This window comes from Streptomyces sp. NPDC004667 (assembly GCF_040609475.1).
Lineage (GTDB): Bacteria > Actinomycetota > Actinomycetes > Streptomycetales > Streptomycetaceae > Streptomyces.
In genome coordinates, this window is sequence record NZ_JBEXKC010000069.1 from 14,989 (window position 1) to 37,846 (window position 22,858).

General features: G+C 71.4%; 21 protein-coding genes, 5 tRNA genes and 1 pseudogene. 7 read left to right on the forward strand and 20 right to left on the reverse strand.

Features of this window, described 5'->3' with window-relative positions; all coding sequences use genetic code 11:
* Positions 1 to 21: 21 nt before the first annotated feature.
* On the reverse strand, positions 22 to 1,680 hold the full coding sequence (locus ABZW32_RS29780; protein ID WP_356221655.1) for a DAK2 domain-containing protein: 1,659 nt from the start codon (positions 1,678 to 1,680) through the stop codon (positions 22 to 24).
* A gap of 241 nt (positions 1,681 to 1,921) precedes the next feature.
* Between ABZW32_RS29780 and rpmB the strand changes: the two genes are divergently transcribed.
* Positions 1,922 to 2,107: a 50S ribosomal protein L28 gene (gene rpmB / locus ABZW32_RS29785; protein ID WP_007266795.1), complete on the forward strand. Its 186-nt coding sequence runs from the start codon at positions 1,922 to 1,924 to the stop codon at positions 2,105 to 2,107.
* 133 nt (positions 2,108 to 2,240) lie between these two features.
* Here the strand turns inward: rpmB and thiD are convergent, their stop codons facing one another.
* Together thiD and ABZW32_RS29795 are read right to left on the reverse strand one after the other, a co-directional pair.
* On the reverse strand, positions 2,241 to 3,050 hold the full coding sequence (thiD, locus tag ABZW32_RS29790; RefSeq protein WP_356221658.1) for a bifunctional hydroxymethylpyrimidine kinase/phosphomethylpyrimidine kinase: 810 nt from the start codon (positions 3,048 to 3,050) through the stop codon (positions 2,241 to 2,243).
* A complete protein-coding gene (locus ABZW32_RS29795; RefSeq protein WP_356221661.1) occupies positions 3,047 to 4,030 on the reverse strand; it encodes a thiamine-phosphate kinase in 984 nt (327 codons plus the stop codon). The genes thiD and ABZW32_RS29795 overlap by 4 nt, the downstream gene beginning before the upstream one ends.
* Positions 4,031 to 4,272: 242 nt before the next feature.
* On the opposite strand from ABZW32_RS29795, the gene ABZW32_RS29800 reads away from it, so the two are divergent.
* On the forward strand, positions 4,273 to 4,506 hold the full coding sequence (locus ABZW32_RS29800) for an Lrp/AsnC ligand binding domain-containing protein (protein ID WP_030227340.1): 234 nt from the start codon (positions 4,273 to 4,275) through the stop codon (positions 4,504 to 4,506).
* Positions 4,507 to 4,529: 23 nt separating this feature from the next.
* Positions 4,530 to 5,012 (forward strand): DUF3515 domain-containing protein, encoded by a 483-nt coding sequence (locus tag ABZW32_RS29805; RefSeq protein ID WP_356221698.1) that lies wholly within the window; start codon positions 4,530 to 4,532, stop codon positions 5,010 to 5,012.
* A 93-nt stretch (positions 5,013 to 5,105) separates the two neighbouring features.
* Here ABZW32_RS29805 and ABZW32_RS29810 read toward each other — a convergent pair whose 3' ends face one another.
* From ABZW32_RS29810 to ABZW32_RS29820, 3 genes are read right to left on the reverse strand one after another with little or no spacing between them, the layout of a single operon-like run.
* On the reverse strand, positions 5,106 to 6,263 hold the full coding sequence (locus tag ABZW32_RS29810) for a D-alanine--D-alanine ligase family protein (protein WP_356221663.1): 1,158 nt from the start codon (positions 6,261 to 6,263) through the stop codon (positions 5,106 to 5,108).
* A 39-nt stretch (positions 6,264 to 6,302) separates the two neighbouring features.
* Positions 6,303 to 7,313 carry an NAD(P)H-dependent glycerol-3-phosphate dehydrogenase gene (locus ABZW32_RS29815; protein ID WP_356221665.1) on the reverse strand — a complete coding sequence of 337 codons (1,011 nt, stop codon included), beginning with the start codon at positions 7,311 to 7,313 and terminating at the stop codon, positions 6,303 to 6,305.
* Positions 7,310 to 8,062 (reverse strand): lysophospholipid acyltransferase family protein, encoded by a 753-nt coding sequence (locus tag ABZW32_RS29820; RefSeq protein ID WP_356221668.1) that lies wholly within the window; start codon positions 8,060 to 8,062, stop codon positions 7,310 to 7,312. The genes ABZW32_RS29815 and ABZW32_RS29820 overlap by 4 nt, the downstream gene beginning before the upstream one ends.
* A 189-nt stretch (positions 8,063 to 8,251) precedes the next feature.
* On the opposite strand from ABZW32_RS29820, the pseudogene cofC reads away from it, so the two are divergent.
* Positions 8,252 to 8,902 (forward strand): annotated as a pseudogene (cofC, locus tag ABZW32_RS29825) (2-phospho-L-lactate guanylyltransferase); the annotation flags it as partial.
* A gap of 302 nt (positions 8,903 to 9,204) precedes the next feature.
* Here cofC and ABZW32_RS29830 read toward each other — a convergent pair.
* The 4 genes from ABZW32_RS29830 to leuC all read right to left on the reverse strand — a co-directional run bounded on the left by ABZW32_RS29830 (position 9,205) and on the right by leuC (position 12,425).
* Entirely contained in the window at positions 9,205 to 9,894 is a 690-nt protein-coding gene (locus ABZW32_RS29830) for an HU family DNA-binding protein (protein ID WP_356221671.1), read from the reverse strand.
* A gap of 144 nt (positions 9,895 to 10,038) precedes the next feature.
* Positions 10,039 to 10,266: a hypothetical protein gene (locus ABZW32_RS29835; RefSeq protein ID WP_030227330.1), complete on the reverse strand. Its 228-nt coding sequence runs from the start codon at positions 10,264 to 10,266 to the stop codon at positions 10,039 to 10,041.
* A gap of 137 nt (positions 10,267 to 10,403) precedes the next feature.
* Positions 10,404 to 10,997: a 3-isopropylmalate dehydratase small subunit gene (gene leuD / locus ABZW32_RS29840; RefSeq protein ID WP_356221673.1), complete on the reverse strand. Its 594-nt coding sequence runs from the start codon at positions 10,995 to 10,997 to the stop codon at positions 10,404 to 10,406.
* A gap of 3 nt (positions 10,998 to 11,000) precedes the next feature.
* Entirely contained in the window at positions 11,001 to 12,425 is a 1,425-nt protein-coding gene (leuC, locus tag ABZW32_RS29845) for a 3-isopropylmalate dehydratase large subunit (RefSeq protein WP_356221676.1), read from the reverse strand.
* 119 nt (positions 12,426 to 12,544) lie between these two features.
* Here leuC and ndgR point away from each other — a divergent pair, with 119 nt between their 5' ends.
* The gene (gene ndgR / locus ABZW32_RS29850; RefSeq protein WP_007266782.1) at positions 12,545 to 13,261 is read left to right on the forward strand and encodes an IclR family transcriptional regulator NdgR; all 717 of its coding nucleotides are present in this window, start codon (positions 12,545 to 12,547) and stop codon (positions 13,259 to 13,261) included.
* Between the two features lie 187 nt (positions 13,262 to 13,448).
* Here ndgR and ABZW32_RS29855 read toward each other — a convergent pair.
* The 10 genes from ABZW32_RS29855 to ABZW32_RS29900 form a co-directional block, all read right to left on the reverse strand.
* A tRNA-Glu gene (locus tag ABZW32_RS29855) sits at positions 13,449 to 13,521 on the reverse strand.
* A 21-nt stretch (positions 13,522 to 13,542) separates the two neighbouring features.
* Positions 13,543 to 13,614: transfer RNA gene (locus ABZW32_RS29860), tRNA-Gln, on the reverse strand.
* 24 nt (positions 13,615 to 13,638) lie between these two features.
* A tRNA-Glu gene (locus tag ABZW32_RS29865) sits at positions 13,639 to 13,711 on the reverse strand.
* A 61-nt stretch (positions 13,712 to 13,772) separates the two neighbouring features.
* Positions 13,773 to 13,845: transfer RNA gene (locus tag ABZW32_RS29870), tRNA-Glu, on the reverse strand.
* Positions 13,846 to 13,872: 27 nt separating this feature from the next.
* Positions 13,873 to 13,944 (reverse strand) — tRNA-Gln (locus ABZW32_RS29875).
* Positions 13,945 to 14,030: 86 nt separating this feature from the next.
* The gene (locus ABZW32_RS29880) at positions 14,031 to 14,759 is read right to left on the reverse strand and encodes an HAD family hydrolase (protein ID WP_356221678.1); all 729 of its coding nucleotides are present in this window, start codon (positions 14,757 to 14,759) and stop codon (positions 14,031 to 14,033) included.
* Between the two features lie 10 nt (positions 14,760 to 14,769).
* Positions 14,770 to 15,441: a DUF4241 domain-containing protein gene (locus ABZW32_RS29885; RefSeq protein ID WP_356221700.1), complete on the reverse strand. Its 672-nt coding sequence runs from the start codon at positions 15,439 to 15,441 to the stop codon at positions 14,770 to 14,772.
* Between the two features lie 113 nt (positions 15,442 to 15,554).
* Positions 15,555 to 17,030: a glutamate--tRNA ligase gene (gltX, locus tag ABZW32_RS29890; protein WP_356221680.1), complete on the reverse strand. Its 1,476-nt coding sequence runs from the start codon at positions 17,028 to 17,030 to the stop codon at positions 15,555 to 15,557.
* On the reverse strand, positions 17,023 to 17,823 hold the full coding sequence (locus ABZW32_RS29895; protein ID WP_280916314.1) for a fumarylacetoacetate hydrolase family protein: 801 nt from the start codon (positions 17,821 to 17,823) through the stop codon (positions 17,023 to 17,025). The genes gltX and ABZW32_RS29895 overlap by 8 nt, the downstream gene beginning before the upstream one ends.
* Positions 17,824 to 17,921: 98 nt before the next feature.
* A complete protein-coding gene (locus ABZW32_RS29900; protein WP_356221683.1) occupies positions 17,922 to 18,107 on the reverse strand; it encodes a hypothetical protein in 186 nt (61 codons plus the stop codon).
* A 578-nt stretch (positions 18,108 to 18,685) separates the two neighbouring features.
* On the opposite strand from ABZW32_RS29900, the gene ABZW32_RS29905 reads away from it, so the two are divergent.
* Positions 18,686 to 22,396: a nitrate- and nitrite sensing domain-containing protein gene (locus ABZW32_RS29905; RefSeq protein WP_356221686.1), complete on the forward strand. Its 3,711-nt coding sequence runs from the start codon at positions 18,686 to 18,688 to the stop codon at positions 22,394 to 22,396.
* Positions 22,397 to 22,405: 9 nt separating this feature from the next.
* Positions 22,406 to 22,819: a roadblock/LC7 domain-containing protein gene (locus tag ABZW32_RS29910; RefSeq protein WP_008739864.1), complete on the forward strand. Its 414-nt coding sequence runs from the start codon at positions 22,406 to 22,408 to the stop codon at positions 22,817 to 22,819.
* Positions 22,820 to 22,858: the final 39 nt, after the last annotated feature.

The following is a 22,858-nucleotide window of genomic DNA, read 5'->3' on the forward strand; positions in this document are numbered from 1 at the left end:
ACCATCGCGCTGACAAGGCCGCTATTCCACCCCGATGAGCAGCGGCGCCGAGTACCGGCCGCCGCGGTAGGTGACCGTGTCGACGGCGAGGTGCCCGTGCTGCACGTACGCCTCCAGGCGCGCGGCGAGGGCGTCGGGCACCTCGGGGCCCAGGACGAGGGTGACCAGTTCGCCGCCGGAGCCGAGCATCCGAGCCAGGACCGCCTCGGCCGTCTCGGGCAGGCCGTCGCCGATGACGGCGACGTCGCCGTCGATCAGGCCGAGCACGTCGCCGGCCTGGCAGATGCCGGCGGAGGTGAAGGACTGCCGTTCGGCGACGGCCAGTTCTCCGTAGCGGGTGGCGCCGGCGGCGGCGGTCATGGCGACGACGTCCTCGTCGAAGCTGCCGTCCGGGTCGTGCACCGCGAGGGCGGCCAGCCCCTGGACCGCCGAGCGGGTGGGGATGACGGCGACCCGTACGCCGTCGGCGCGGGCCTGTTCGGCGGCGGCCGCGGCGGCGGCCCGCAGGTCGGCGGCGCCGGGCAGCAGGACCACCTCGCGGGCGTGGGCCCGGCGGATCGCGTCGAGCAGCACGGGGACGGCCGGGGGCTCGCCGGGGCGGGCCAGTACGGCGGTGGCGCCGGCCTCGCCGCACAGTCCGGCCAGCCCCTCGCCCTGGACGACGGCGACGACGGCCCGCTGGACGCGCGGGGCGCGCGCGAGGCGGCGCTCGTCGCCGAAGTGGGTGATGCGGATCCGGTACGGCCGCCCGGCGACCACGCCCGCCTCGACGGCCGCGCCGGGGTCGTCGACGTGGACGTGGACGTTCCACAGCTCGTCGCCGCCGACCACCACCAGGGAGTCGCCGAGCCCGTCGAGCGTCGCGCGCAGCTCCCCGACCGCTTCCTCGCCGGCCTCCAGCAGGTAGACCACCTCGTAGGCGGGTCCGCCCAGCTCCTCGGCGCACGGGCGGTCGTCCCGCGGTCCGGGCACGGCCCGGCCGCGTGCCGGTTCGGCCTCGGGTTCCTGTCCGGACAGCGCCTGCCACAGGGCCCCGAGTACGGCGACCAGCCCGCAGCCCCCGGCGTCGACGACTCCGGCCCGTCCCAGCGCGGCGAGCTGGCCCGGGGTCTCGGCGAGGGCCGCGCGGGCCCCCTCGTAGGCGGCCCGCGCCACGTCGGCGGCGGTCGCGGCGGCTGCTCCGGCGGTTGCCGCGGCCCGGGCTGCGGCTCCGGCGACGGTGAGCATGGTGCCCTCGACCGGGTGCGCGACGGCCTGGTAGGCCTCCTCTGAGGCCCGGGTCAGGGCGCGGGCCAGCAGCGGGCCGCCGCCCGGGCCGTCTGGCTCGGCGCCCAGGACGTCGGCGACCCCGCGCAGCAGCTGGGCGAGGATCGTCCCGGAGTTGCCCCTGGCGCCTATGAGCGCGCCGTACGCGTAGGCCCGTACCGCCTCGGGCAGGGAGGGCGTCCCGGGTGTGCCGTCGGTCACGGGGGTGGGGGGTTCGGCGAAGGCCTCGGTCAGGGCGCGGTCCGCGGACTCGGCCGTGAGGTAGAGGTTCGTGCCGGTGTCGGCGTCCGCGACCGGGTAGACGTTGATCGCGTCGATGTCCTCGCGGGCCCGGCCCAGTGCGGCCAGGGCCAGCGAGCTCCAGGTGCGCACCGCTTCGGCGTCGAGGGTGTGCGGGCCAGGCTCGTGCGCCACCGGGCGTTCCTCCTTGTGCGGGCCAGGGTTCACCGCAGGGTAACGAAGGACGGGCCCCGGCTCGGGACCCCGGGGCGGAGCCCGTCCCCGTCATGGTAGTTTTCTTGGACCCAAGCAGTCGTTGTATGCTGCTCAGGTTGCCCGTCGAGAGTCGGGTCATTCGTCCGGCAAGCCACTTCAGATCTCTGATTCCGGTGCGCCGGATTCCACCGTAATTGCATCTGAAGTCTTGGAGTGACCTGTGGCTGCCAACTGCGACGTTTGCGCCAAGGGGCCGAGCTTCGGCAACAACATCTCCCACTCGCACCGCCGCACCTCGCGTCGCTGGAACCCGAACATCCAGCGTGTCCGTGCCGTGGTCAATGGGACGCCGAAGCGCCTCAACGCCTGCACCTCGTGCATCAAGGCCGGCAAGGTCTCGCGCTGACGCCTCCCGTCGTCGTAGCGCAGCCCTTTCCGGTTGCCAAGAAGGCCGGTTCACCTCTGGTGAACCGGCCTTTTGTCATTCCCGGACGGTGCCGGGCCGAATGCGGGAGGGTGCGGGGAGGGCGCGGGCGCGCTCAGCGCCACCGCCAGGCGTGGTCGACGGGACCGATGCCCGCGCCGAGCGCGAAGCCGGCCGCGATGGCGCCCGTGACGTACTCCTTGGCGGCCGTGACCGCCTCCGGGACGGCGAGGCCCTTGGCCAGGCCCGCCGCGACGGCGCTGGCCAGGGTGCAGCCCGTGCCGTGCGTGTGGCGGTTGTCGAAGCGGGGCGCGCGCAGCCACAGCTCCTCGGAGCCGTCGGTGAGCAGGTCCACGGCCTCGCCGCCGTGGGCAGCCAGGTGGCCGCCCTTGATCAGCGCCCAGCGGGGTCCGTAGCCGAGGACGGCGTCGGCGGCCCGGCGCATGCCGTCCTCGTCGGTGACGGTCAGTCCCGTGAGCTGCGCCACCTCGTCCAGGTTCGGCGTCGCCACCGTGGCCCGGGGCAGCAGTTCCCGGCGCACCGCGTCCAGCGCGGACGCGGCGAGCAGGGCGTCCCCGTGCTTGGAGACCCCGACGGGATCGACCACCACCGGGGCGGCCGTCGTGGCCAGCAGCCCGGCCACCGTCTCCACGAGCACGGCGGAGGACAGCATCCCCGTCTTGACGGCCTGGACCCCGATGTCGTCCACCACGGCCCGGTACTGGGCGGTGACGGCCTCGGCGGGCAGCTCCCAGGCCCCCCGTACGCCGAGGGAGTTCTGCGCGGTCACCGCGGTGACGACGCTCATGCCGTGCACGCCGAGGGCGAGCATGGTCTTGAGGTCGGCCTGGATGCCCGCGCCGCCGCCGGAGTCGGATCCGGCGACGGTCAGGCACAGGGGCGGGTGCGGTACCGGCCGGGTCACTGGGAGGGTCCCTCGGCATCCGGATCGGCGCCGAAGTGGTCCCAGCCGCCGGTGCTGGTCCAGGGGGCGCCGTCCACGGTCACCTGGGGCAGCGCGGAGCGGTGCTGGACCTCCCCGATGACCTTCCAGCGGGCCGGGAGCTTCACGTCGGACGGGAAGGTCGCCACGATGGCGTGGTCCTCGCCCCCGGTCAGCACCCACTGGAGCGGGTCCACGCCGACGGCCTGGCCGATGTCGTGCATCTGGGTCGGGATGTCCACGGCCCCCGAGCGCACGTCGATGCGCACCTTGCTGGACTCGGCGATGTGGCCGAGGTCGGCGATCAGGCCGTCGCTGACGTCGGTCATGGCGGTGGCGCCGAGCCCGGCGGCCGCGGGGCCCGCGTGGTACGGGGGCTCGGGGCGCCGGTGCGCCTCGACGAAGGCCCGCGGGGAGCGGAAGCCGCGCGAGAGGACCGCGTAGCCGGCCGCGGACCAGCCGAGCCAGCCCGTGACGGCCACGACATCCCCGGGCCGGGCGCCGGAGCGCAGTACGGGCTCGTGGTTGCGCAGGTCGCCGAGGGCGGTGATGGAGACGGTGATGGTGTCGCCGCGCACGACGTCGCCGCCGACCACGGCCGCGCCCGCGACCTGGCATTCGTCACGGATGCCGTCCATCAGCTCGGTGGGCCAGGTGACCGGCAGTTCGGCCGGGACGACCAGGCCCAGGAGCAGCGCGGTCGGCACGGCTCCCATGGCGGCGATGTCGGCCAGGTTCTGCGCGGCGGCCTTGCGGCCGACGTCGTAGGCCGTGGACCAGTCGCGCCGGAAGTGCCTGCCCTCCAGCAGGATGTCCGTGCTCGCCACGACCCGCCGGTCGGGGGCCGACACCACCGCGGCGTCGTCGCCGGGTCCGAGTCGGACCGCCGGGGTGGTGGTGAGCCGTGAGGTGAGCTCCCGAATGAGCCCGAACTCCCCCAGCTCGCCCACAGTGCCCTTCATCGCTGTGCCCCTTCTTGGCAAGTCCGCTTGCGGTCGCGAGCCGTCACAGCTCTGGGTACCGTCAACAGATACGTCAACTTCTGCTCTCCGTGCGCCCCGCTGTGCGTGGCGCCGGGCCCACGGGTCTCCCCGCGGCGCACGGCGACGCGGTACCGTGGCGTCTCTTCCCCGGGCCCGCCCGATCTCCCTGGGCCCATCCGAAGGTTAGGGGAAATGATCCTCGTGGCCGCCCTGGAGGTTCCGTGGTACAGGCGTACATCCTCATCCAGACCGAGGTGGGCAAGGCGTCGTTCGTCGCCGAGTCCATCGGAAAGATCGCGGGGGTGATCCAGGCCGAGGACGTGACGGGTCCGTACGACGTGATCGTGCGCGCCCAGGCCGACACGGTCGACGATCTCGGCCGCATGGTGGTCGCCAAGGTCCAGCAGGTGGAGGGGATCACCCGCACCTTGACCTGCCCCGTGGTCCATCTGTAGCCCCCGTCTACTCTTGGCCGGTGATGTCACTCCACCGCCGGCCGTTCCGTCTAGCCGCCCCACTGGCCCTGCTGGCCCTCGCGGGCTGCGCCCCGGGGGATTCCGGAGCCCGGGTGGATCCGCCGCCCGCTCCGCCGGCCGACGTCGCGGGGCTCTGTGCGTCGCTGCACAAGGAGCTCCCGGAGACGGTGGCGGGTCTGGCCCGGACCGCCACCGAGCCGGTGTCGGATCTGACCGCCGCGTGGGGCGGCTCGGCGATCGTACTGCGGTGCGGTATCCCCAAGCCCCCCGCGATGGCCGATCCGAAGCAGGAGGGCGTCGAGGTCAACGGCGTCGGATGGCTGTTGGAGAAGATGTCCGACGGCGGCTTCCGGTTCACCACCGGGGCGCGGCTGGCGTACACGGAGGTCCGGGTCGACAAGGAGCATGCCACGGACGCGGGGATGCTGGTCGGTCTGTCCGCCGCCGTGGCCAAGTCGGTGCCGGTGGGCATCTCCTCCTACTGATCCCGCCGGGCCCGCCCCCGCTCACACCGCCGCCCGTCGGCCGCCCCTCTCGGGGCGGACGGCGGGCGGTCGGCTGTACGGGGCCGGGTGCGGCTAGCGCAGCCCGGTGGAGCGGCGCAGGGCCGCCTGGAGCAGGAGGTCCACCAGCTCCTGGTACTCGATGCCCGACTCCTGCCACATCCGCGGGTACATGGAGATCGGCGTGAACCCGGGCATGGTGTTGATCTCGTTGATGACGAAGGTGCCGTCCTCGGTGAGGAAGAAGTCGGCACGCACCAGGCCCTCGCAGGACGCGGCCTCGAAGGCCTCGATGGCGAGCCGCTGCACCTCGGCGGTCTGCTCCGGGGTGAGCGGGGCGGGCACGAGTCCGGTGGCGGAGTCGATGTACTTCGCCTCGAAGTCGTAGAAGTCGTGGCTGGAGACCGGCGGGATCTCGGCCGGGACGCTCGCGCGCGGCCCGTCCTCGAACTCCAGCACGCCGCACTCGATCTCGCGGCCGCGCAGCAGCGCCTCCACGATGATCTTCGGGTCGTGGCGGCGGGCCTCGTGGACGGCTGCTTCCAGACCGGAGGGGTCATCGACCTTGGTGATGCCGATGGAGGAGCCGGCGCGGGCGGGCTTGATGAACAGCGGCCAGCCGTGCTCGCCCGCGAAGTCCAGGATCTTCGCCGTGGCGGCGGCCGGGTCGGCCTCCCATTCACGGGGACGGACGGTCACGTACGGGCCGACCGCCAGCCCGAAGGAGGTGAACACCCGCTTCATGTAGTCCTTGTCCTGGCCGACGGCCGAGGCGAGGACGCCCGAGCCGACGTAGGGGATCCCGGACAGCTCCAGGAGGCCCTGGAGGGTGCCGTCCTCGCCGTAGGGGCCGTGCAGGACGGGGAAGACGACGTCCACCTCGCCCAGCGCCTTGGGGACGGCACCCGGCTCGGTGTAGACGACCTCGCGGCTGGCGGGGTCCACGGAGAGCACGACGGTGCCGTCCGGGGAGTCCGCCAGCGTGTCCACGCTCGGGAGGGCGCGGTCCGCGATGGCCATGCGCTCGGGGTCGTCGGCGGTCAGGGCCCACCGGCCGTCCGTGGTGATGCCGATGGGCAGCACCTCGTACTTGGTGCGGTCGATGGAGCGCAGCACCGCGCCCGCCGTGACGACCGAAATGGCGTGTTCCGAGCTGCGGCCGCCGAACACGACGGCCACGCGGGGCTTGCGGCCCTGCTGCTCAGGGGTCTGGGGGAGGTTCTCGCTGCTCATATCGCCACGAGGGTACCCGCTCACACGTCCGGAAAGGACTCAGCGGCGTTCCGGTTTCGCGCTGCGCCCCATCAGTTCCTTCAGTGCGACCAGCGGGGGCTTGCCGTGGTGCACGATGTCGACCACCGTGTCGGTGATCGGCATGTCCACCCCGTACCGGCCGGCCAGATCCGCCACCGACTGGCAGGACTTGACGCCCTCGGCGGTCTGCCGGGTGACCGCGATGGTCTCCTCCAGGGTCATCCCGCGGCCCAGGTTGGTGCCGAAGGTGTGGTTCCGGGAGAGCGGCGAGGAGCAGGTGGCGACCAGGTCGCCGAGGCCCGCGAGGCCGGAGAAGGTGAGCGGGTCGGCGCCCATGGCGAGGCCCAGGCGGGTGGCTTCGGCCAGGCCGCGGGTGATGAGGGAGCCCTTGGTGTTGTCGCCCAGGCCCATGCCGTCCGCGATGCCGACGGCGAGGCCGATGACGTTCTTGACGGCGCCGCCGAGCTCGCAGCCGATGACGTCGGTGCTCGTGTACGGGCGGAAGTACGCGGTGTGGCAGGCGGCCTGGAGGCGCCGGGCCACGGCCTCGTCCACGCAGGCGACGACCGAGGCGGCGGGCTGGCGGGCGACGATCTCGCGGGCCAGGTTCGGCCCGGTGACCACGGCGACGCGCTCGGCGGGGACCTTGGCCACCTCTTCGATGACCTCGCTCATCCGCTTGGCGGTGCCGAGTTCGATGCCCTTCATCAGGGAGACGAGCACGGCGTCGGCGGGCAGCAGCGGGGCCCACGCGGCGAGGTTGGCGCGAAGGGTCTGCGAGGGGATGGCCAGGACGGCGAAGTCGGCGTCGCGGGCGGCCTCGGCCGCGTCGGTGGTGGCGCGGAGGTTCGCGGGCAGTTCGACGCCGGGGAAGTAGTCCGGGTTGGTCCGGCCGGTGTTGATGGCATCGGCGAGCTCCTGGCGGCGGCCCCACAGGGTCACCTCGCAGCCGGCGTCGGCGAGCACCATGCCGAAGGCCGTGCCCCAGGAACCCGTTCCGAAGACGGCCGCCTTCACGGGACGTGTCACTTGTCGCCCTCCCCCGCGGCGTTGCGCCGCTGCTCCGCCCTGGCCTTGCGGTGGTCGTACGGCTGCGCGGGCGCCTTCTGCCCGCGCAGTTCCTCCAGGAGCTCGGTGATGTCGGCCATGATGGCCTCGGTGGCCCCCTTGAGGACCTCCGGAGTGGGTTCCCGGTCGTAGTAGGCCGAGAGGTCCACGGGCGGTCCCGCGAGCACCTGGAGGGTCTTGCGCGGGAACAGGCGGACCTTGTTCTCCTTGGCGTAGGGCGGCATCGCGAGGTTCGCGCCCCACTGGGCCACCGGAATGACCGGAGCCTTGGTGATCAGCGCCACGCGGGCGACACCGGTCTTGCCGGCCATCGGCCACATCTCGGGATCGCGGGTGAGGGTGCCCTCCGGGTAAAAGGCCACGCATTCACCGCGCTCGACGGCGTCGACGGCCGCCCGGAATGCGTCCAGGGCGTTCGTGGTCTCACGGTAGACGGGGATCTGCCCGGAGCCGCGGAAGATCATGCCGACAAAAGGCACCTTGAAGAGTCCGGCCTTGGCGAGCAATCGGGGCACCCGGCCGGTGTTGTACTGGAAGTGCGCGTAGGAGAGCGGGTCCAGATACGAGTTGTGATTGACGGCGGTGATAAATCCGCCATCAGCCGGAATGTGCTCCATTCCCCGCCAGTCCCGCTTGAAGAGCACTACCAGCGGCGGTTTTGCGATGACCGCCGCCAGGCGGTACCAGAAGCCGATTCTGCGGCGGGACACTCGGACACCTTCCTCTAGGACCGGTGCGTGGCTTGGGCACCTTGTGGGCCGGACAAGTGTCGCTTCGGGTCCGGTCCCTGTCGAGGACACCGTACGCCCCGCTCGCACCACCGGGCCCCCCTGCGGCCGGTCGGAGGCGACAATGGGCCGACCGGGGGCCGGGAGACGGCCCGCCGATGGCCGGGGCGGGTGCGGGAGCGCACCGGAGGGAAGGGGTCCGTCACGAACGCCGTGTGGAGTCTGGTGGTGCCGCTGAAGCCCTTGGCACTGGCCAAGAGCCGTCTGGCGGCGGCCGTCGGCGCGTCCCGTCCGGGGCTGGCGCTGGCCTTCGCCCAGGACACCGTGGCCGGGGCCCTGGCCTGCGCCTCCGTCGCGGATGTGGTGGTCGTCACGGACGACGCCCTGGCGGGTGCGGAACTGGCCAGGCTGGGTGCGCGGATCCTTCCCGACGCCCCCGGGGCCGGACTCAACGCCGCCCTGGACCACGGGGCGCGGGCGGTGCGCGCGGGGCGGCCCGGGAGCGCGGTGGCGGCGATCAACGCGGACCTGCCCGCCCTGCGGCCACCGGAATTGCTACGCGTGCTCGATACCGCCACGGCATTTCCCCGGGCATTTCTGGCGGATGCGGCCGGAATCGGTACGACGGTGCTTTGCGCCGGCCCCGGCGTGGAATTGGCACCCTCGTTCGGCGGCCCCTCCCGGGCCCGCCATTCGGCCTCGGGGGCGGTGGAAATCTCGCCGGCGGACGTCGAGAGCGTCCGCCGGGACGTGGACACCGCGGCGGACCTGCGTACGGCCCTCGCCCTCGGCGTGGGCCGGCACACGGCCCGATACAGTTCCCGTATGCAGGCGACCGCGTACACGTACGACTCCAGGACCCACAGCGGCAGTGTGCTGCTGGACGACGGCACCCCGGTGCCCTTCGAGGCCGCGGCCTTCGAGGCGGGCGGCCTGCTGCTGCTGCGCCCGGGGCAGCGCGTACGGATCGAGACGGACGGCGAGGGTCCGGCCCTGCGCATCACCCTGGTCACCCTGCAGACCTTCTGACCTGCACGAACCCCCGGCGTGCGGCCGGGGCAACGCACCGCGGGCCGGTTTCCCCCTGGTGGGGAAACCGGCCCGGCGTGTGTGACTCGTGCCCCTTACTTCTTGCGGGCGGTGGTCTTCTTCGCGGTGGTCTTGCGCGCCGTCGCCTTCTTGGTGGCGGGCGCCTTGGTCGCCGGGGTGGCCTTCTTGGCCGCCGGGGCGGTCTTCTTGGCGGCGGCCGTGGTCTTCTTCGCCGCGGTCGCCTTGACGGCGGTGGTCTTCTTGGCCGCCGGCGTGGCCTTCTTGGCCACCGCGGTCGTCTTCTTCGCCGTCGCGGTGGTCTTCTTGGCGACGGTCTTCTTCGCGACCGCCGTGGTCTTCTTCGCGACCGCGGTCTTGGCGGCGGCCTTCTTGGCGGTGGTGGCCCTCTTGGCCGCGGCCTTCTTGACCGTCGCGGACGCCGAGGCACCGCCGGACAGGCTGCCCTTCGGCGCCTTCTTCACGGACACCTCGCCACCCTTGGGGAGCTTCTTGGTGCCGCTGACCAGGTCCTTGAAGCCCTGGCCCGCACGGAAACGGGGAACCGAGGTCTTCTTGACCCGGACGCGCTCACCCGTCTGCGGGTTGCGGGCGTAGCGGGCGGGCCGCTCCACCTTCTCGAACGAGCCGAAGCCCGTGACCGAGACCCGGTCGCCCGCGACGACCGCGCGGACGATCGCGTCGAGTACCGCGTCGACAGCGTCCGCGGCCTGCTGGCGGCCGCCAACCTTGTCGGCAATCGCTTCTACGAGCTGCGCCTTGTTCACGTCTTCCCCTTCGGAGACTTCGCCAGAACGAATGTGTTCAAGCTTATTTCGCACGTTAGGCGGATATATACCGCAAATCAAACACGAAACGGGCTAATCACCCTAGTGCCGCAACGATGGAGGCCGTTACGGAGTTCCTTCGCATCAGTCGCCTTCAGGGAATCGACCCTCGTCGAGGTCCTTCATCAACCTGTCCAGGCGCCTTGCCGCATCGACGAGATCATGCTTCGACGCCGCAGTGACGACCAACAGCTTCCGGGACAGCGCCATCCTTACGCCCTCCGGGACTTGCAGTGTGCGCACCCTTGCGTGTGCTTCTTTCAACCGGTCCGCGACGAGTTCGTAGAGGTGCAGTTGACTGTCGCGTTCCATGCACAGATTGTGCCATCTGGGGCGAGTTGTCGCCTCACGGGGCCTCAACATACGGCTGTGCCCCCCGCCGGAAGGCGGGGGGCACAGTGTTGCCGATGTGATCACCCAAGAGTGAATAAGCGCTGATCAGGCAGGAATCAGGCCCGAATCGTGCGCGGCTTGAAGGCCGGGCGGGTGCTTTCGTAAGCGTCGATGTCCGCTTCGTTCTGAAGGGTGAGCGAGATGTCGTCCAGCCCCTCCAGCAGACGCCAGCGGGCGTTGTCGTCGAGTTCGAACTCCGCCTCGACGCCCTCGGCTCGGACCTTGCGGTCCACCAGGTCGACGGTGATTTCAGCGGTGGGGTCGGCCTCGGTCAGCTCCCAGAGCCGCTCGACGGTCTCCTGGGGCAGGACGACCGTCAGCAGACCGTTCTTCAGCGAGTTGCCGCGGAAGATGTCGGCGAAGCGCGCGGAGATGACGGTCTTGAAGCCGAAGTTCTGCAGGGCCCAGACGGCGTGCTCGCGCGAGGAACCGGTGCCGAAGTCGGGACCGGCGACCAGCACCGTGGCACCGGCGCGCTCCGGACGGTTCGTGACGAACTCCGGGTCCTTGCGCCAGGCCTCGAAGAGCCCGTCCTCGAACCCGTCGCGGGTGATCTTCTTCAGCCAGTGGGCCGGGATGATCTGGTCGGTGTCGACGTTGCTGCGGCGCAGCGGGACGGCCCGGCCGGTGTGGGTGGTGAAGGCTTCCATGGTTCAGACTCCGGCGGTCGCGGTGGCGTCGGACAGGTCGGCGGGCGAGGCCAGGTGGCCCAGTACCGCGGTGGCGGCGGCCACCTGCGGGGAGACCAGGTGGGTCCGTCCGCCCTTGCCCTGCCGGCCTTCGAAGTTGCGGTTGGAGGTGGACGCGGAACGCTCGCCCGGAGCCAGTTGGTCCGGGTTCATGCCCAGGCACATCGAGCAGCCCGCGTGCCGCCATTCGGCGCCGGCCTCCTTGAAGACCTTGTCCAGGCCCTCTTCCACGGCCTGGAGGGCGACCCGGACCGAGCCCGGGACGACCAGCATCCGTACGCCGTCGGCGACTTTGCGGCCCCCGATGATCCCGGCGACGGCCCGCAGGTCCTCGATGCGGCCGTTGGTGCAGGAACCTACGAAGACCGTGTCGACACGGATCTCGCGCAGCGGCTGCCCGGCGGTCAACCCCATGTACTCCAGGGCCTTTTCGGCGGCCAGGCGCTCCGAAGCGTCCTCGTACGAAGCCGGGTCGGGGACGTCGGCCGACAGCGGCGCGCCTTGGCCCGGGTTGGTGCCCCAGGTGACGAACGGGGACAGCGACGCGCCGTCGATGACGACCTCCGCGTCGAAGACCGCGTCGTCGTCGGTGCGCAGCGTCTTCCAGTACGCGACCGCCGCGTCCCAGTCCTCGCCCACGGGGGCGTGGTCGCGACCCTCCAGGTAGTCGAAGGTGGTCTGGTCGGGGGCGATCATGCCCGCGCGGGCGCCGGCCTCGATCGACATGTTGCAGATGGTCATGCGGGCTTCCATCGAGAGCTTCTCGACGGCCTCGCCGCGGTACTCCAGGATGTAGCCCTGGCCGCCGCCGGTGCCGATCCTGGCGATGATCGCCAGGATCAGGTCCTTCGCGGTGACGCCCTCGGCCAGCTCGCCGGTGACGGTGATGGCCATCGTCTTGGGGCGGGCCAGCGGCAGCGTCTGGGTGGCCAGCACGTGCTCGACCTGGCTGGTGCCGATGCCGAAGGCCAGCGCGCCGAAGGCGCCGTGCGTGGAGGTGTGCGAGTCACCGCAGACCACCGTGGTGCCGGGCTGGGTCAGGCCCAGCTGCGGTCCCACGACGTGGACGACACCCTGCTCCACGTCACCCAGCGAGTGCAGGCGGACGCCGAACTCGGCGCAGTTCGCCCGCAGCGTCTCCAGCTGGGCGCGGGAGACCGGGTCCGCGATCGGCTTGTCGATGTCGATCGTGGGGGTGTTGTGGTCCTCGGTCGCGATGGTGAGGTCGAGGCGTCGGACCTTGCGACCGGCCTGGCGCAGTCCTTCGAAGGCCTGCGGGCTGGTCACCTCGTGCAGCAGGTGGAGATCAATGAAGAGGAGATCGGGCTCGCCCTCGGCGCGCCGGACGACGTGGTCGTCCCAGACCTTCTCCGCGAGTGTCCTACCCATCGCTTTCCCTCCGGCTCACCGTCCCGGATCCAGTGGTTCGTGGACCCGTACATACAGACTCGCTGGTTCTTGGAAAAATTGAACTTGCGTTTCACAGTGTGAGACGTGAATATCGTTTCATGGACAACTCTAGCGGCGTCGGCGTTCTCGACAAGGCAGCTCTGGTATTGAGCGCACTGGAGTCCGGTCCGGCCACCCTCGCCGGGCTGGTCGCGGCGACAGGGCTCGCACGACCCACGGCACATCGCCTTGCCGTGGCACTGGAACACCACCGGATGGTGGCGAGGGACATGCAGGGCCGGTTCATCCTCGGTCCGCGGCTGGCAGAGCTTGCCGCCGCGGCCGGCGAGGACCGCCTGCTGGCGACGGCCGGACCGGTGCTCACGCACCTCCGTGACGTGACGGGCGAGAGCGCGCAGCTCTACCGTCGTCAGGGCGACATGCGCATCTGCGTGGCGGCCGCCGAGCGGCTGTCGGGCCTGCGGGACACCGTCCCGGTGGGCTCCACGCTCCCCATGAAGGCCGGATCGGCCGCGCAGATCCTGATGGCCTGGGAGGAGCCCGAGCGGCTCCACCGCGGCCTGCAGGGCGCGCGCTTCACGGCCACGGCCCTGTCCGGCGTACGGCGCCGCGGCTGGGCCCAGTCGATCGGCGAGCGGGAGCCCGGCGTGGCCTCCGTCTCGGCACCGGTGCGCGGGCCGTCGAACCGCGTGGTGGCCTCCGTATCGGTCTCCGGGCCGATCGAGCGCCTGACCCGGCACCCCGGGCGCATGCACGCCCAGGCCGTCATCGACGCGGCCGCCCGTCTGACGGAGGCCCTGCGCCGCTCCGGCTGAGCACCTCCCCGGTCGCCGGACCTCCACACCCCCACCACCCCCGGGTCCGGGGGCGCGAACGACGCCGCACACGTCCGAACTCGCGCCTCCGGGCCCGTACTTGCATCCCGGGCCGGCCCTCTCGGACCCTCGGCCCCAAACAGCGAAGAGGCCCTCCGCGATGAACGCGGAGGGCCTCTCCTTTACGTACCCCCGACCGGATTCGAACCGGCGCTACCGCCTTGAGAGGGCGGCGTGCTAGGCCGCTACACAACGGGGGCTAGCTTTACTGCGGTACTGCGCTGGGCTACCAGGACTCGAACCTAGAATAAGGGAACCAGAAACCCTCGTGTTGCCAATTACACTATAGCCCAAAGGTCTAGACCAGCTAGACACAGTACCCCCGACCGGATTCGAACCGGCGCTACCGCCTTGAGAGGGCGGCGTGCTAGGCCGCTACACAACGGGGGCCCTAGCGATCCTGCATCAAGACGTCCGGGTGCGACCCTGGAGATCTCGCGGGAAGGATCTGTACCCCCGACCGGATTCGAACCGGCGCTACCGCCTTGAGAGGGCGGCGTGCTAGGCCGCTACACAACGGGGGCAAAGCACTGCGTTACTACTGCACTGCGCTGGGCTACCAGGACTCGAACCTAGAATAAGGGAACCAGAAACCCTCGTGTTGCCAATTACACTATAGCCCACCGAACTTCAACCCCCTGGGGGGCTTTCGTTTGGTTAGCGCCTCCGTTCCGGCCTTTCGGCCCGCTCCGGCGGCGCAGAAAGAACATTACCGGATGCCTGACCGTGCTCCAAAACGGGTATCAGCGGCCAGCAACTCCGGCAGCCGGTCGAGTCCGGCGATCCGGTGCACACCGGCCGGACCGGGCCCCCGCCCCCCGTCCCGGTCGAGCCAGACCGCCGTCAGACCCGCGTCACGGGCGCCCCGCGCGTCGATCTCCGGCTGGTCTCCCACGTACGCCACCTCGCCCGCGGGCAGCCCCAGGGCCGCGCAGGCGGCGAGGAAGGCGGCGGCGTCGGGCTTGCTGACGCCCAGCTCGGCGGCGCAGACGAGCACCTCGAAGCGGTCGCGCACCCCGAGGTGGCGCAGCTTGGGGTCCTGGTTGGCGGAGGAGGAGTTGGAGAGCACCCCGTGCCGGTAGTCACCGGCCAGGGCGTCCAGTACGGGCACGACGTCCGGGAACAGCACCCAGGCGGCCTTGTAGTGCTCGACGTAGCGGTCGAACCAGGCGTCGGCCCGCTCGTCGCTCAGGCCGGGGGAATCGAGGAAGTCCCGTACCCGGTCCTGGCGCTGTCCCTGGAAGGTGACCTCGCCGGCCGCGAAGCGCGCCCAGTGCACCTCCGTGAGCCGCCGCCACAGGGCCAGGGCCTCCTCGGGGGTTCCGTAGCGCTCCCCCAGCCCCTCGTCGACGAGGTGCCGTGCCAGGCCCGCCGAATCGGCACCCGTGTAGTCGAAGAGGGTGTCGTCGATGTCCCACAGCACGGCGCGGATCGGCATGGGAGCGAGCCTACGCCGCGGCGTCCTCCCGCGTGGGCACGACGAAGAAGTCCGTCACGAAACAGGTGACCTCGCCGTCGGCGTCCCGGCCGATCCAGGTCGGGTAGTGGCCGTCGCCCCAGCCGGAGCCGAAGGCCACGATGTTGTGACCGCCCTCACCCCCGACGAGGTACGGGCCGGGGGCGTGGCCCGCGCCTTCGAAGGCGTCCCAGAGCGGGCCCTCGTCGCCCTCGCAGTCCGGGAAGGAATCGTCGGCGGCCTTGTCGTAGAAGCAGCCGGCGCCCGCGTCCACCCCGTACCCGAAGAACTCGCCGTCGCCGAGCCCCGACACGTCCTGGCCCTCGGTCACGGCGTGCTCCCAGCTCACCGTCGCCGTGTCCCGGATCACCAGCCGGGCGGCCGCCGTGCGCAGGTGCGGGCGGCCGCCGGGGTCGGCGCCGGGCGTGACGAGGGTGGCTATCGCCGTCTCGGCGCGGTAGCGGCCGGGAGCCACCCGGGTGGTGAACGGCTTGGTCCATCCCCCGCCGAGGCCGATGAAGGGGTCGCAGGCGATCACCTCGCCGCTCGGGAGCCACAGCTCTCCGGCGACGGCCACCGCGAGGGTTCCGCTCTCCCCGCTCTCGTAGACGAAGGAGTGGCCCGGGGTGAAGTAGAGGTCGAAGTCGGGAGCGGTCATCGGCATGGTGCGGCCTTCCGGGAAGTGCGTGATCGACTGCACGCACCTTAGGGCCGCTCGCCGACAACGCCGAAAGGGGCGGCGGCCGGAAGGCCACCGCCCCTTTCACGGGACGCGGATCAGGCGGCGAGCTTCGCCAGCGCCGCGTCGATGCGCGCCAGCGAGCGCTCCTTGCCCAGGATCTCCAGGGACTCGAAGAGCGGCAGGCCGACCGTGCGGCCGGTGACGGCCACGCGGACGGGGGCCTGCGCCTTGCCGAGCTTGAGGCCGTGGGCCTCGCCGGCGGTCAGGACGGCCTGCTTGAGGGACTCCGGGTCCGACCAGTCGGCGCCGGCCAGGTTCTCGCGGGCGGTGGTCAGCAGGGCCGCCGGCTCGCCCTTCATGGCCTTGTCCCACGACGCCTGGTCCTCGACCGGGTCCTTCAGGAACAGGAAGTCGACGTTCGCGGTGATGTCCGACAGGACGGTCACGCGGGTCTGGGCGTGCGGGGCGATCCGCGCCCAGGCCTCGGCGTCGAAGTCCTCGGGGGCCCAGTTGGCGTGCGGGGCCCGGAGCCACGGCTCGCAGGCGTCCGCGAAGGCCTTGGGGTCCATGCGGCGGATGTGGTCGGCGTTGATCGCCTCGCACTTCTTGAGGTCGAAGCGCGCCGGGTTGGCGTTCACGCCGTCGATGTCGAACTTCGCCACCATCTCCTCGATGGAGAAGATGTCCTGGTCCTTGGAGAAGGACCAGCCCAGGAGCGAGAGGTAGTTCAGCAGGCCCTCGGGCAGGAAGCCGCGCTCGCGGTAGAGGTTGAGCGAGGACTCCGGGTCGCGCTTGGAGAGCTTCTTGTTGCCCTCGCCCATGACGTACGGCAGGTGGCCGAACTGCGGGGTGGCCTTGGCGACGCCCAGCTCGGTCAGCGCCTTGTAGAGGGCGATCTGGCGGGGGGTGGAGGACAGCAGGTCCTCGCCGCGCAGGACGTGCGTGATCTCCATCAGCGCGTCGTCGACCGGGTTGACCAGCGTGTACAGCGGGGCGCCGTTCGCGCGGACGATGCCGAAGTCCGGCACGTTCTCCGGGGTGAAGGAGAGCTCGCCGCGGACCAGGTCCGTGAAGGTGATGGTCTCGTCGGGCATCCGGAAGCGGACGATCGAGCTGCGGCCCTCGGCCTCGTACGCGGCCTTCTGCTCGGCCGTGAGGTCGCGGCACTGGCCGTCGTAGCCGGAGGGCTTGCCGGCCGCACGGGCGGCGTCGCGGCGCGCGTCGAGCTCCTCGGTGGTGCAGTAGCAGTGGTAGGCGTAGCCGCCGTCCTGGAGCTTCTGCGCGACGTCGGCGTAGACGTCCATGCGCTGGGACTGGCGGTACGGGGCGTGCGGGCCGCCCACCTCGGGACCCTCGTCCCAGGTGAAGCCGAGCCAGCGCAGCGAGTCGAGCAGCTGGACGTACGACTCCTCGGAGTCGCGCGCCGCGTCGGTGTCCTCGATGCGGAAGACGAACGTACCGCCGTGGTGGCGGGCGAACGCCCAGTTGAAGAGAGCCGTCCGGACCAGGCCGACGTGGGGGTTGCCGGTCGGGGAGGGACAGAAACGGACGCGGACGGGTGCGTTAGCCACGCTTGATCACCTTGTTGGTGAGAGTGCCGATGCCTTCGATGGTGACGGCGACCTCGTCGCCGACGTTGAGGGGGCCGACTCCGGCCGGGGTCCCCGTGAGGATGACGTCGCCCGGGAGCAGGGTCATGGCCTCGCTGATGTGCACGATCAGGTCCTCGACGGAGCGGACCATGTCGCTGGTGCTGCCGAGCTGGCGCTGTTCGCCGTTGACGGTGCACTGGACGGCCAGGCCCGCGGCGATCGCCGCCGGGTCGAGGCCGGTCTCGATCCAGGGGCCGAGGGGGCAGGCGCTGTCGAAGCCCTTGGCCCGGGCCCACTGCTTCTCCCGCTGCTGGACGTCGCGCGCGGTGACGTCGTTGGCGCAGGTGTAGCCGAGGATCACGTCCTTGACGCGCTCCCTGGGGACCTCCCGGCACATGCGGCCGATGACCACGGCGAGCTCCGCCTCGTGGTGGAGGTCCTGGGAGAAGGAGGGGTACGTGATCGGGTCGCCCGGCCCGACCACCGAGGTGGAGGGCTTGAAGAAGGTGATCGGAGCCTCGGGCACCTCGTTGCCCAGCTCCGCCGCGTGCTCCGCGTAGTTGCGGCCGACGGCCACGACCTTGTTCGGGAGCACGGGCGGCAGCAGCCGGACCTTGCTCAGCGGGACCTTCGTGCCCGAGAGCTCGAAGTCCGCGAAGGGGATGCCCTTGATGATGTCGAGGACGAGCTCCGACCCGTCGCCGGGGGCGGCGTCGCCCTCGACCGCGCCGAAGGCGACGTTGCCGTCGATCGAGAACCTGGCGATGCGCACGTGTTGCGTCTGCCCCTCTTGTATTTCCGCTGGCTGGAGTCTGCGGACTCCAGGCTAACGCGGTGGGCGGCGGCGCTCCGCGTCCTCGCGCGGGGCCGCTACTGCGCGGCGGCGACCGGCGCGTCCATCAGGACGGTGCGGCGGGGGTTCGCGGTCTGGCCCGGCAGCTCGACGGAGTGCTCCGGGGTGGCCGGGGCCGCCTGCAGTTCCTCGGCGTCCTTGAGGTGCGCGAGGGTCGTGCGGCGGGGGTTGGCTATGTTGCGGAACATCATCGTCGTCTTCATCGGAGTTTCGGGCCCTCGGCTCGCTCGTGGGGTGAGGGTTGTCGGATGCGCCGGGTGGGGCGCCAACCCTTTAAAGGGCAAGGCTAAACATCTGAATCCCCGACCGAACCGGGAAGTAATGGCCACCGACGTGTGAGTTTCCTCACCAACGAAGGGGCATTCCGGGCATAATGGTCAGTCAATTCTGCCTGACGAAACGGACATTGCGCCACTGAATCTGCCATTCCGCTCCTGATCATCAGGACTGGGACACCTTGCCAGAGGCAAGCTTTGATTGGCGTAAGTCCGATTCATCCCGATAGCTGTTGTACGTCGCGTAGCACGTCCATCACGTGCCGTGACCGGCTCGCCGGGGCGACACGCGCACCTTGTTGGAGATCCCCCACTGTGCTGGAATTCGCGGGACCGCCGCGGGTATCAGCCGGCGCGCAGGTGGCGCGAGAGAGCGCCGAGCGCGGTGGCAAGAGAAGGAGACGCGCCGGTCACCGACGACCACCATGGGGCCGTCAGTGCCCCACGACTCGACACCGTCCCACCGCTCATCCGGCGGGACGCCTGGTCCAGAGGTTGCGACGCTAGTGCAGGGACGATTCAAGAGGGATGGCAGCGCTGCGGCGGAGCAGGAGCCGCGCGGCGGGACCGACCGTGGCTCCTCGCCCCAGCACGCCCAGAACCGCGGGCCGGCTGTCGAAGGAGCGGGCCCCGATGCCCCGGCTTCGGTGAAGGCGAAGGGCCGCGGCAAGTCCGGGAAGGCCGGCAAGGTCGCCAAGGCCGGCCGGGCCAAGGGCAAGAGCGAGTCCGCCGAGCCCGACGAGGCGATACCGAAGGCCCCTCCCGGGCCCGGTTCCCGTCTGGCCATGCAGAACTGGCGCATCAGCACGCGACTGGTGTCGCTGCTGACGCTGCCCGTCGTCGCCGCCACCACGCTCGGTGGTTTCCGCATCAACGACTCGCTCAACGACATCGCGCAGCTGGAACACATGCAGCTGCTGACGACGATGACCCGGCAGGCCACCAACCTGGCCGCCATGCTCCAGGAGGAGCGCGACAAGTCGGCCGGTCCGCTGTCGCAGACCAAGGACGGCAAGGCCAACAGCCTCGTCCAGGGCGTCCGCGACCAGACCGACGCCGCCGCCAAGGCCTTCGCCTCCGCGACCGACAAGGTCGACAACGCGCAGGACAAGGACGAGACCCTCAAGTCGATCCGCAACAACATCCTGCAGATCGGCCGCCAGCTCACCGGCATCGAGGACATCCGCAAGAAGGCGTACGTCAACGGCGCCCAGCAGACCGTCACCGAGTACAACTCGCTGATCGTCTCGCTGCTCTCGCTCTCGCAGGACATGGCCCAGGCCACCTCCAGCCCCGAGATGATCAAGCGCACCCGCGCCCTGGCGGCGTTCTCCGCCGCCAAGGAGTACGCCTCCATCCAGCGCGCGATCATCGCCGCCTCGCTCCCCGAGAGCGGCGACAAGCCGGGCAAGCTGGAGGAGAACGACCGCCTCTACGCCCTCTCCGCGCTGCGCGGCGAGAGCCAGCAGAAGAAGACCTTCGAACTCGTCTACCAGGGCAAGCCCGAGGAACTCCTCGCGGCGCTCGGCGACGGCAACACGGAGATCGGCACCGCCGACCACTACGCCCGCCGCGTGCTGAGCACCCAGGGGCAGTTCGGCAAGGAGAAGAACCGGTCCTGGATGGACTGGTACGACGCCGACGACACCAAGCTCCAGGCCATGAAGGTCATCGAGCTCACCCTGCTCGAAGACATGGAGCAGAAGGCCCGCGAGCTCAAGAACTCGTCGCAGCAGGACGCCATCATCAACGGTGCCCTGATCCTCCTCGTCCTCGGCGTCTCGCTCGTCGGCGCGTTCATCATGGCCCGGTCCATGATCCGCTCGCTGCGCCGTCTGCAGGACACCGCGACGCGCGTCGCCCAGGACCGTCTGCCCGAGCTCGTCAAGCAGCTCTCGGAGTCGGACCCGCAGGACGTGGACACCTCCGTGGAGTCCGTCGGTCTGCACACGCGCGACGAGATCGGCCAGGTGGCCGCGGCCTTCGACGACGTGCACCGCGAGGCCGTCCGCCTCGCCGCCGAGCAGGCCCTCCTGCGGGGCAACGTCAACGCGATGTTCACCAACCTCTCGCGCCGCTCCCAGGGCCTCATCCAGCGTCAGCTCTCGCTCATCTCCGAACTGGAGTCGCGCGAGGCCGACCCGGACCAGCTGTCCTCCCTCTTCAAGCTCGACCACCTCGCGACCCGCATGCGCCGTAACGGCGAAAACCTCCTCGTCCTCGCGGGCGAGGAGCCGGGCCGCCGGTGGACCCGCCCCGTCCCGCTCGTCGACGTGCTCCGCGCCGCGGCGTCCGAGGTGGAGCAGTACGAGCGCATCGAACTCGCGTCGGTGCCCGGCACCGACGTCGCCGGCCGCGTCGTCAACGACCTCGTGCACCTCCTCGCCGAGCTGCTGGAGAACGCCACCTCGTTCTCCTCCCCGCAGACCAAGGTCAAGGTCACCGGTCACGCGCTGCCCGACGGGCGCGTGCTCGTCGAGATCCACGACACCGGCATCGGCCTCTCCCCCGAGGACCTCGCCGCGATCAACGAGCGGCTCGCGTCGCCGCCGACCGTGGACGTCTCCGTCTCCCGCCGCATGGGCCTGTTCGTGGTCGGCCGCCTGTCCCTGCGACACGGCATCCGCATCCAGCTGCGCCCCTCCGACTCGGGCGGTACGACGGCCCTCGTCATGCTCCCGGTGGACGTCGCCCAGGGCGGCAAGAAGCCGGGTCCGATGCCGGGTCAGGGCGGCCAGGGCGGCCCCGCGGGCGCTCAGGGCGGTCCCGCGGTCGGCCAGGGCGGTCAGGGCGCTCCCGGTGGGCAGGCTTCCGTGCCCGGCGCGGGCGCACGTCCCCCGGTGGGCGCCGGCCAGCAGCGCGGCCAGGTCCAGGGCGGCGGCCAGCGTGCCGCCCTGCCCGGACGCGACGGCGCGCCGGGCCAGCAGCAGCGTCCGCAGCAGGGCGGCCCGGGGCAGCGTCCCGGCGCCGCGACGGGTCAGGGCCAGGGTGCCTTCGGCTCCGGGGCTCCGCTGCCCGCCCGCGGTCAGGGCGGCAACCAGGGCGGCGGCCTCCTCTCGGGCGGCCCGCAGGCCCGTCCGGCCGGCATGCCGCAGCAGCCCGCGCCCGGCGGGTTCCCGCAGGGCAACGGCTTCGAGCGGCCGCAGCAGCCCCAGTCCCAGCAGCCCGGTCAGTACGGCCAGCAGCCCCAGCAGGGCCAGGGTCAGCAGGCCGGTCAGTTCGGTCAGCAGGGTCAGCAGGGTCAGCAGCAGCCTGGGCAGCAGCCGGCCCAGAAGGCTCCGGTCCAGCGCCGGCGTCCGCAGCTGCCGCCGCGCGGCGGCGCCCCCCGCCCGGAGCTTCCGGGTGCCGGAGCCGCTCCGGCCGGGCTCCCGCAGACCACCAGTTGGGGTGCGGGGCAGAACGGCCAGGAGGTCCCGCGCGGCCACGACGAGCTGTCGGGCCCCGGCTCCACGGCCGAGTTCGCCCGTCCGGACTTCAACGCCCCGCGCCCGCAGGACGCCGGCCCGAGCCAGACCGGCCAGTTCGAGCGCCCGCAGCAGGGCGGTCCGCTGGACCCGGCCTCGACCGGACAGTTCGCCCGGCCCGGCGGCCCCGGTGCCGGCGGCTACGCCCCGGCCCCGCGCGCCGAGGCTCCGCAGCTGCCGCAGGCCCACCAGCCGGAGGCGCTGCCGCCGGCCCCCTCGCAGAACACCGGCGAGCTGCGCAGCCCGATCTTCGACACGCTGGAGTCGAACTGGTTCCCGCAGGAGGACGCGCAGTCCTCCGGGCAGGCGCCGGCCGTACCCCAGCAGCCGCAGCAGTCCGGGCCGCAGCGGTCCGCCGCCCCGGCCGCCCCGCAGCAGCCGCTGCCGCAGCGCGGCCAGGAGCACGCGGCCGAGCCCGCCACGACGGTCACCGGCAGCACGCCGACGGTCAGCTGGCGGTCCTCCCCCAACGACGAGCTGATGCGTCAGGCGGAGCGGGTGCGTCAGCCCGCCGCCGGCGGCATCACCACCTCGGGGCTGCCCCGCCGGGTGCCGCGGGCGAACCTCGTGGCCGGTACCGCCCAGCAGCAGGCCGAGGCCCAGGCGGGCCCGCAGGTCTCGCGTGCCCCGGACGACGTCCGCGGGCGCCTCACCAACCTCCGACGCGGTATCCAGCAGGGGCGTCAGGCCGGCACCTCCGGCCCCGCGACCGGCAGTTACCACATCGACCCCACTTACCAGCAGGAGCGATAGTTGAGTTCGATGAGCCAGGCGGCACAGAACCTGAACTGGTTGATCACCAACTTCGTGGACAACACCCCTGGGGTGTCCCACACCGTGGTGGTCTCCGCCGACGGACTCCTTCTGGCGATGTCCGAAGGATTCCCCCGTGACCGCGCCGACCAGCTGGCGGCCGTGGCCTCCGGTCTGACCTCGCTGACCGCCGGGGCCTCCCGGATCTTCGAGGGCGGCGCCGTCAACCAGACCGTGGTCGAGATGGACCGGGGATTCCTCTTCCTCATGTCCGTCTCCGACGGATCCTCGCTGGCCGTGCTCGCGCACCCCGAATGCGACATCGGCCTCGTGGGCTACGAGATGGCCCTCCTCGTGGACCGCGCGGGCAGCGTCCTCACCCCGGACCTGCGCGCGGAGCTCCAGGGAAGCCTGCTCATCTGACTCGCACACTCCCGGCCGGACGGTACTTCCGGCCGGGGG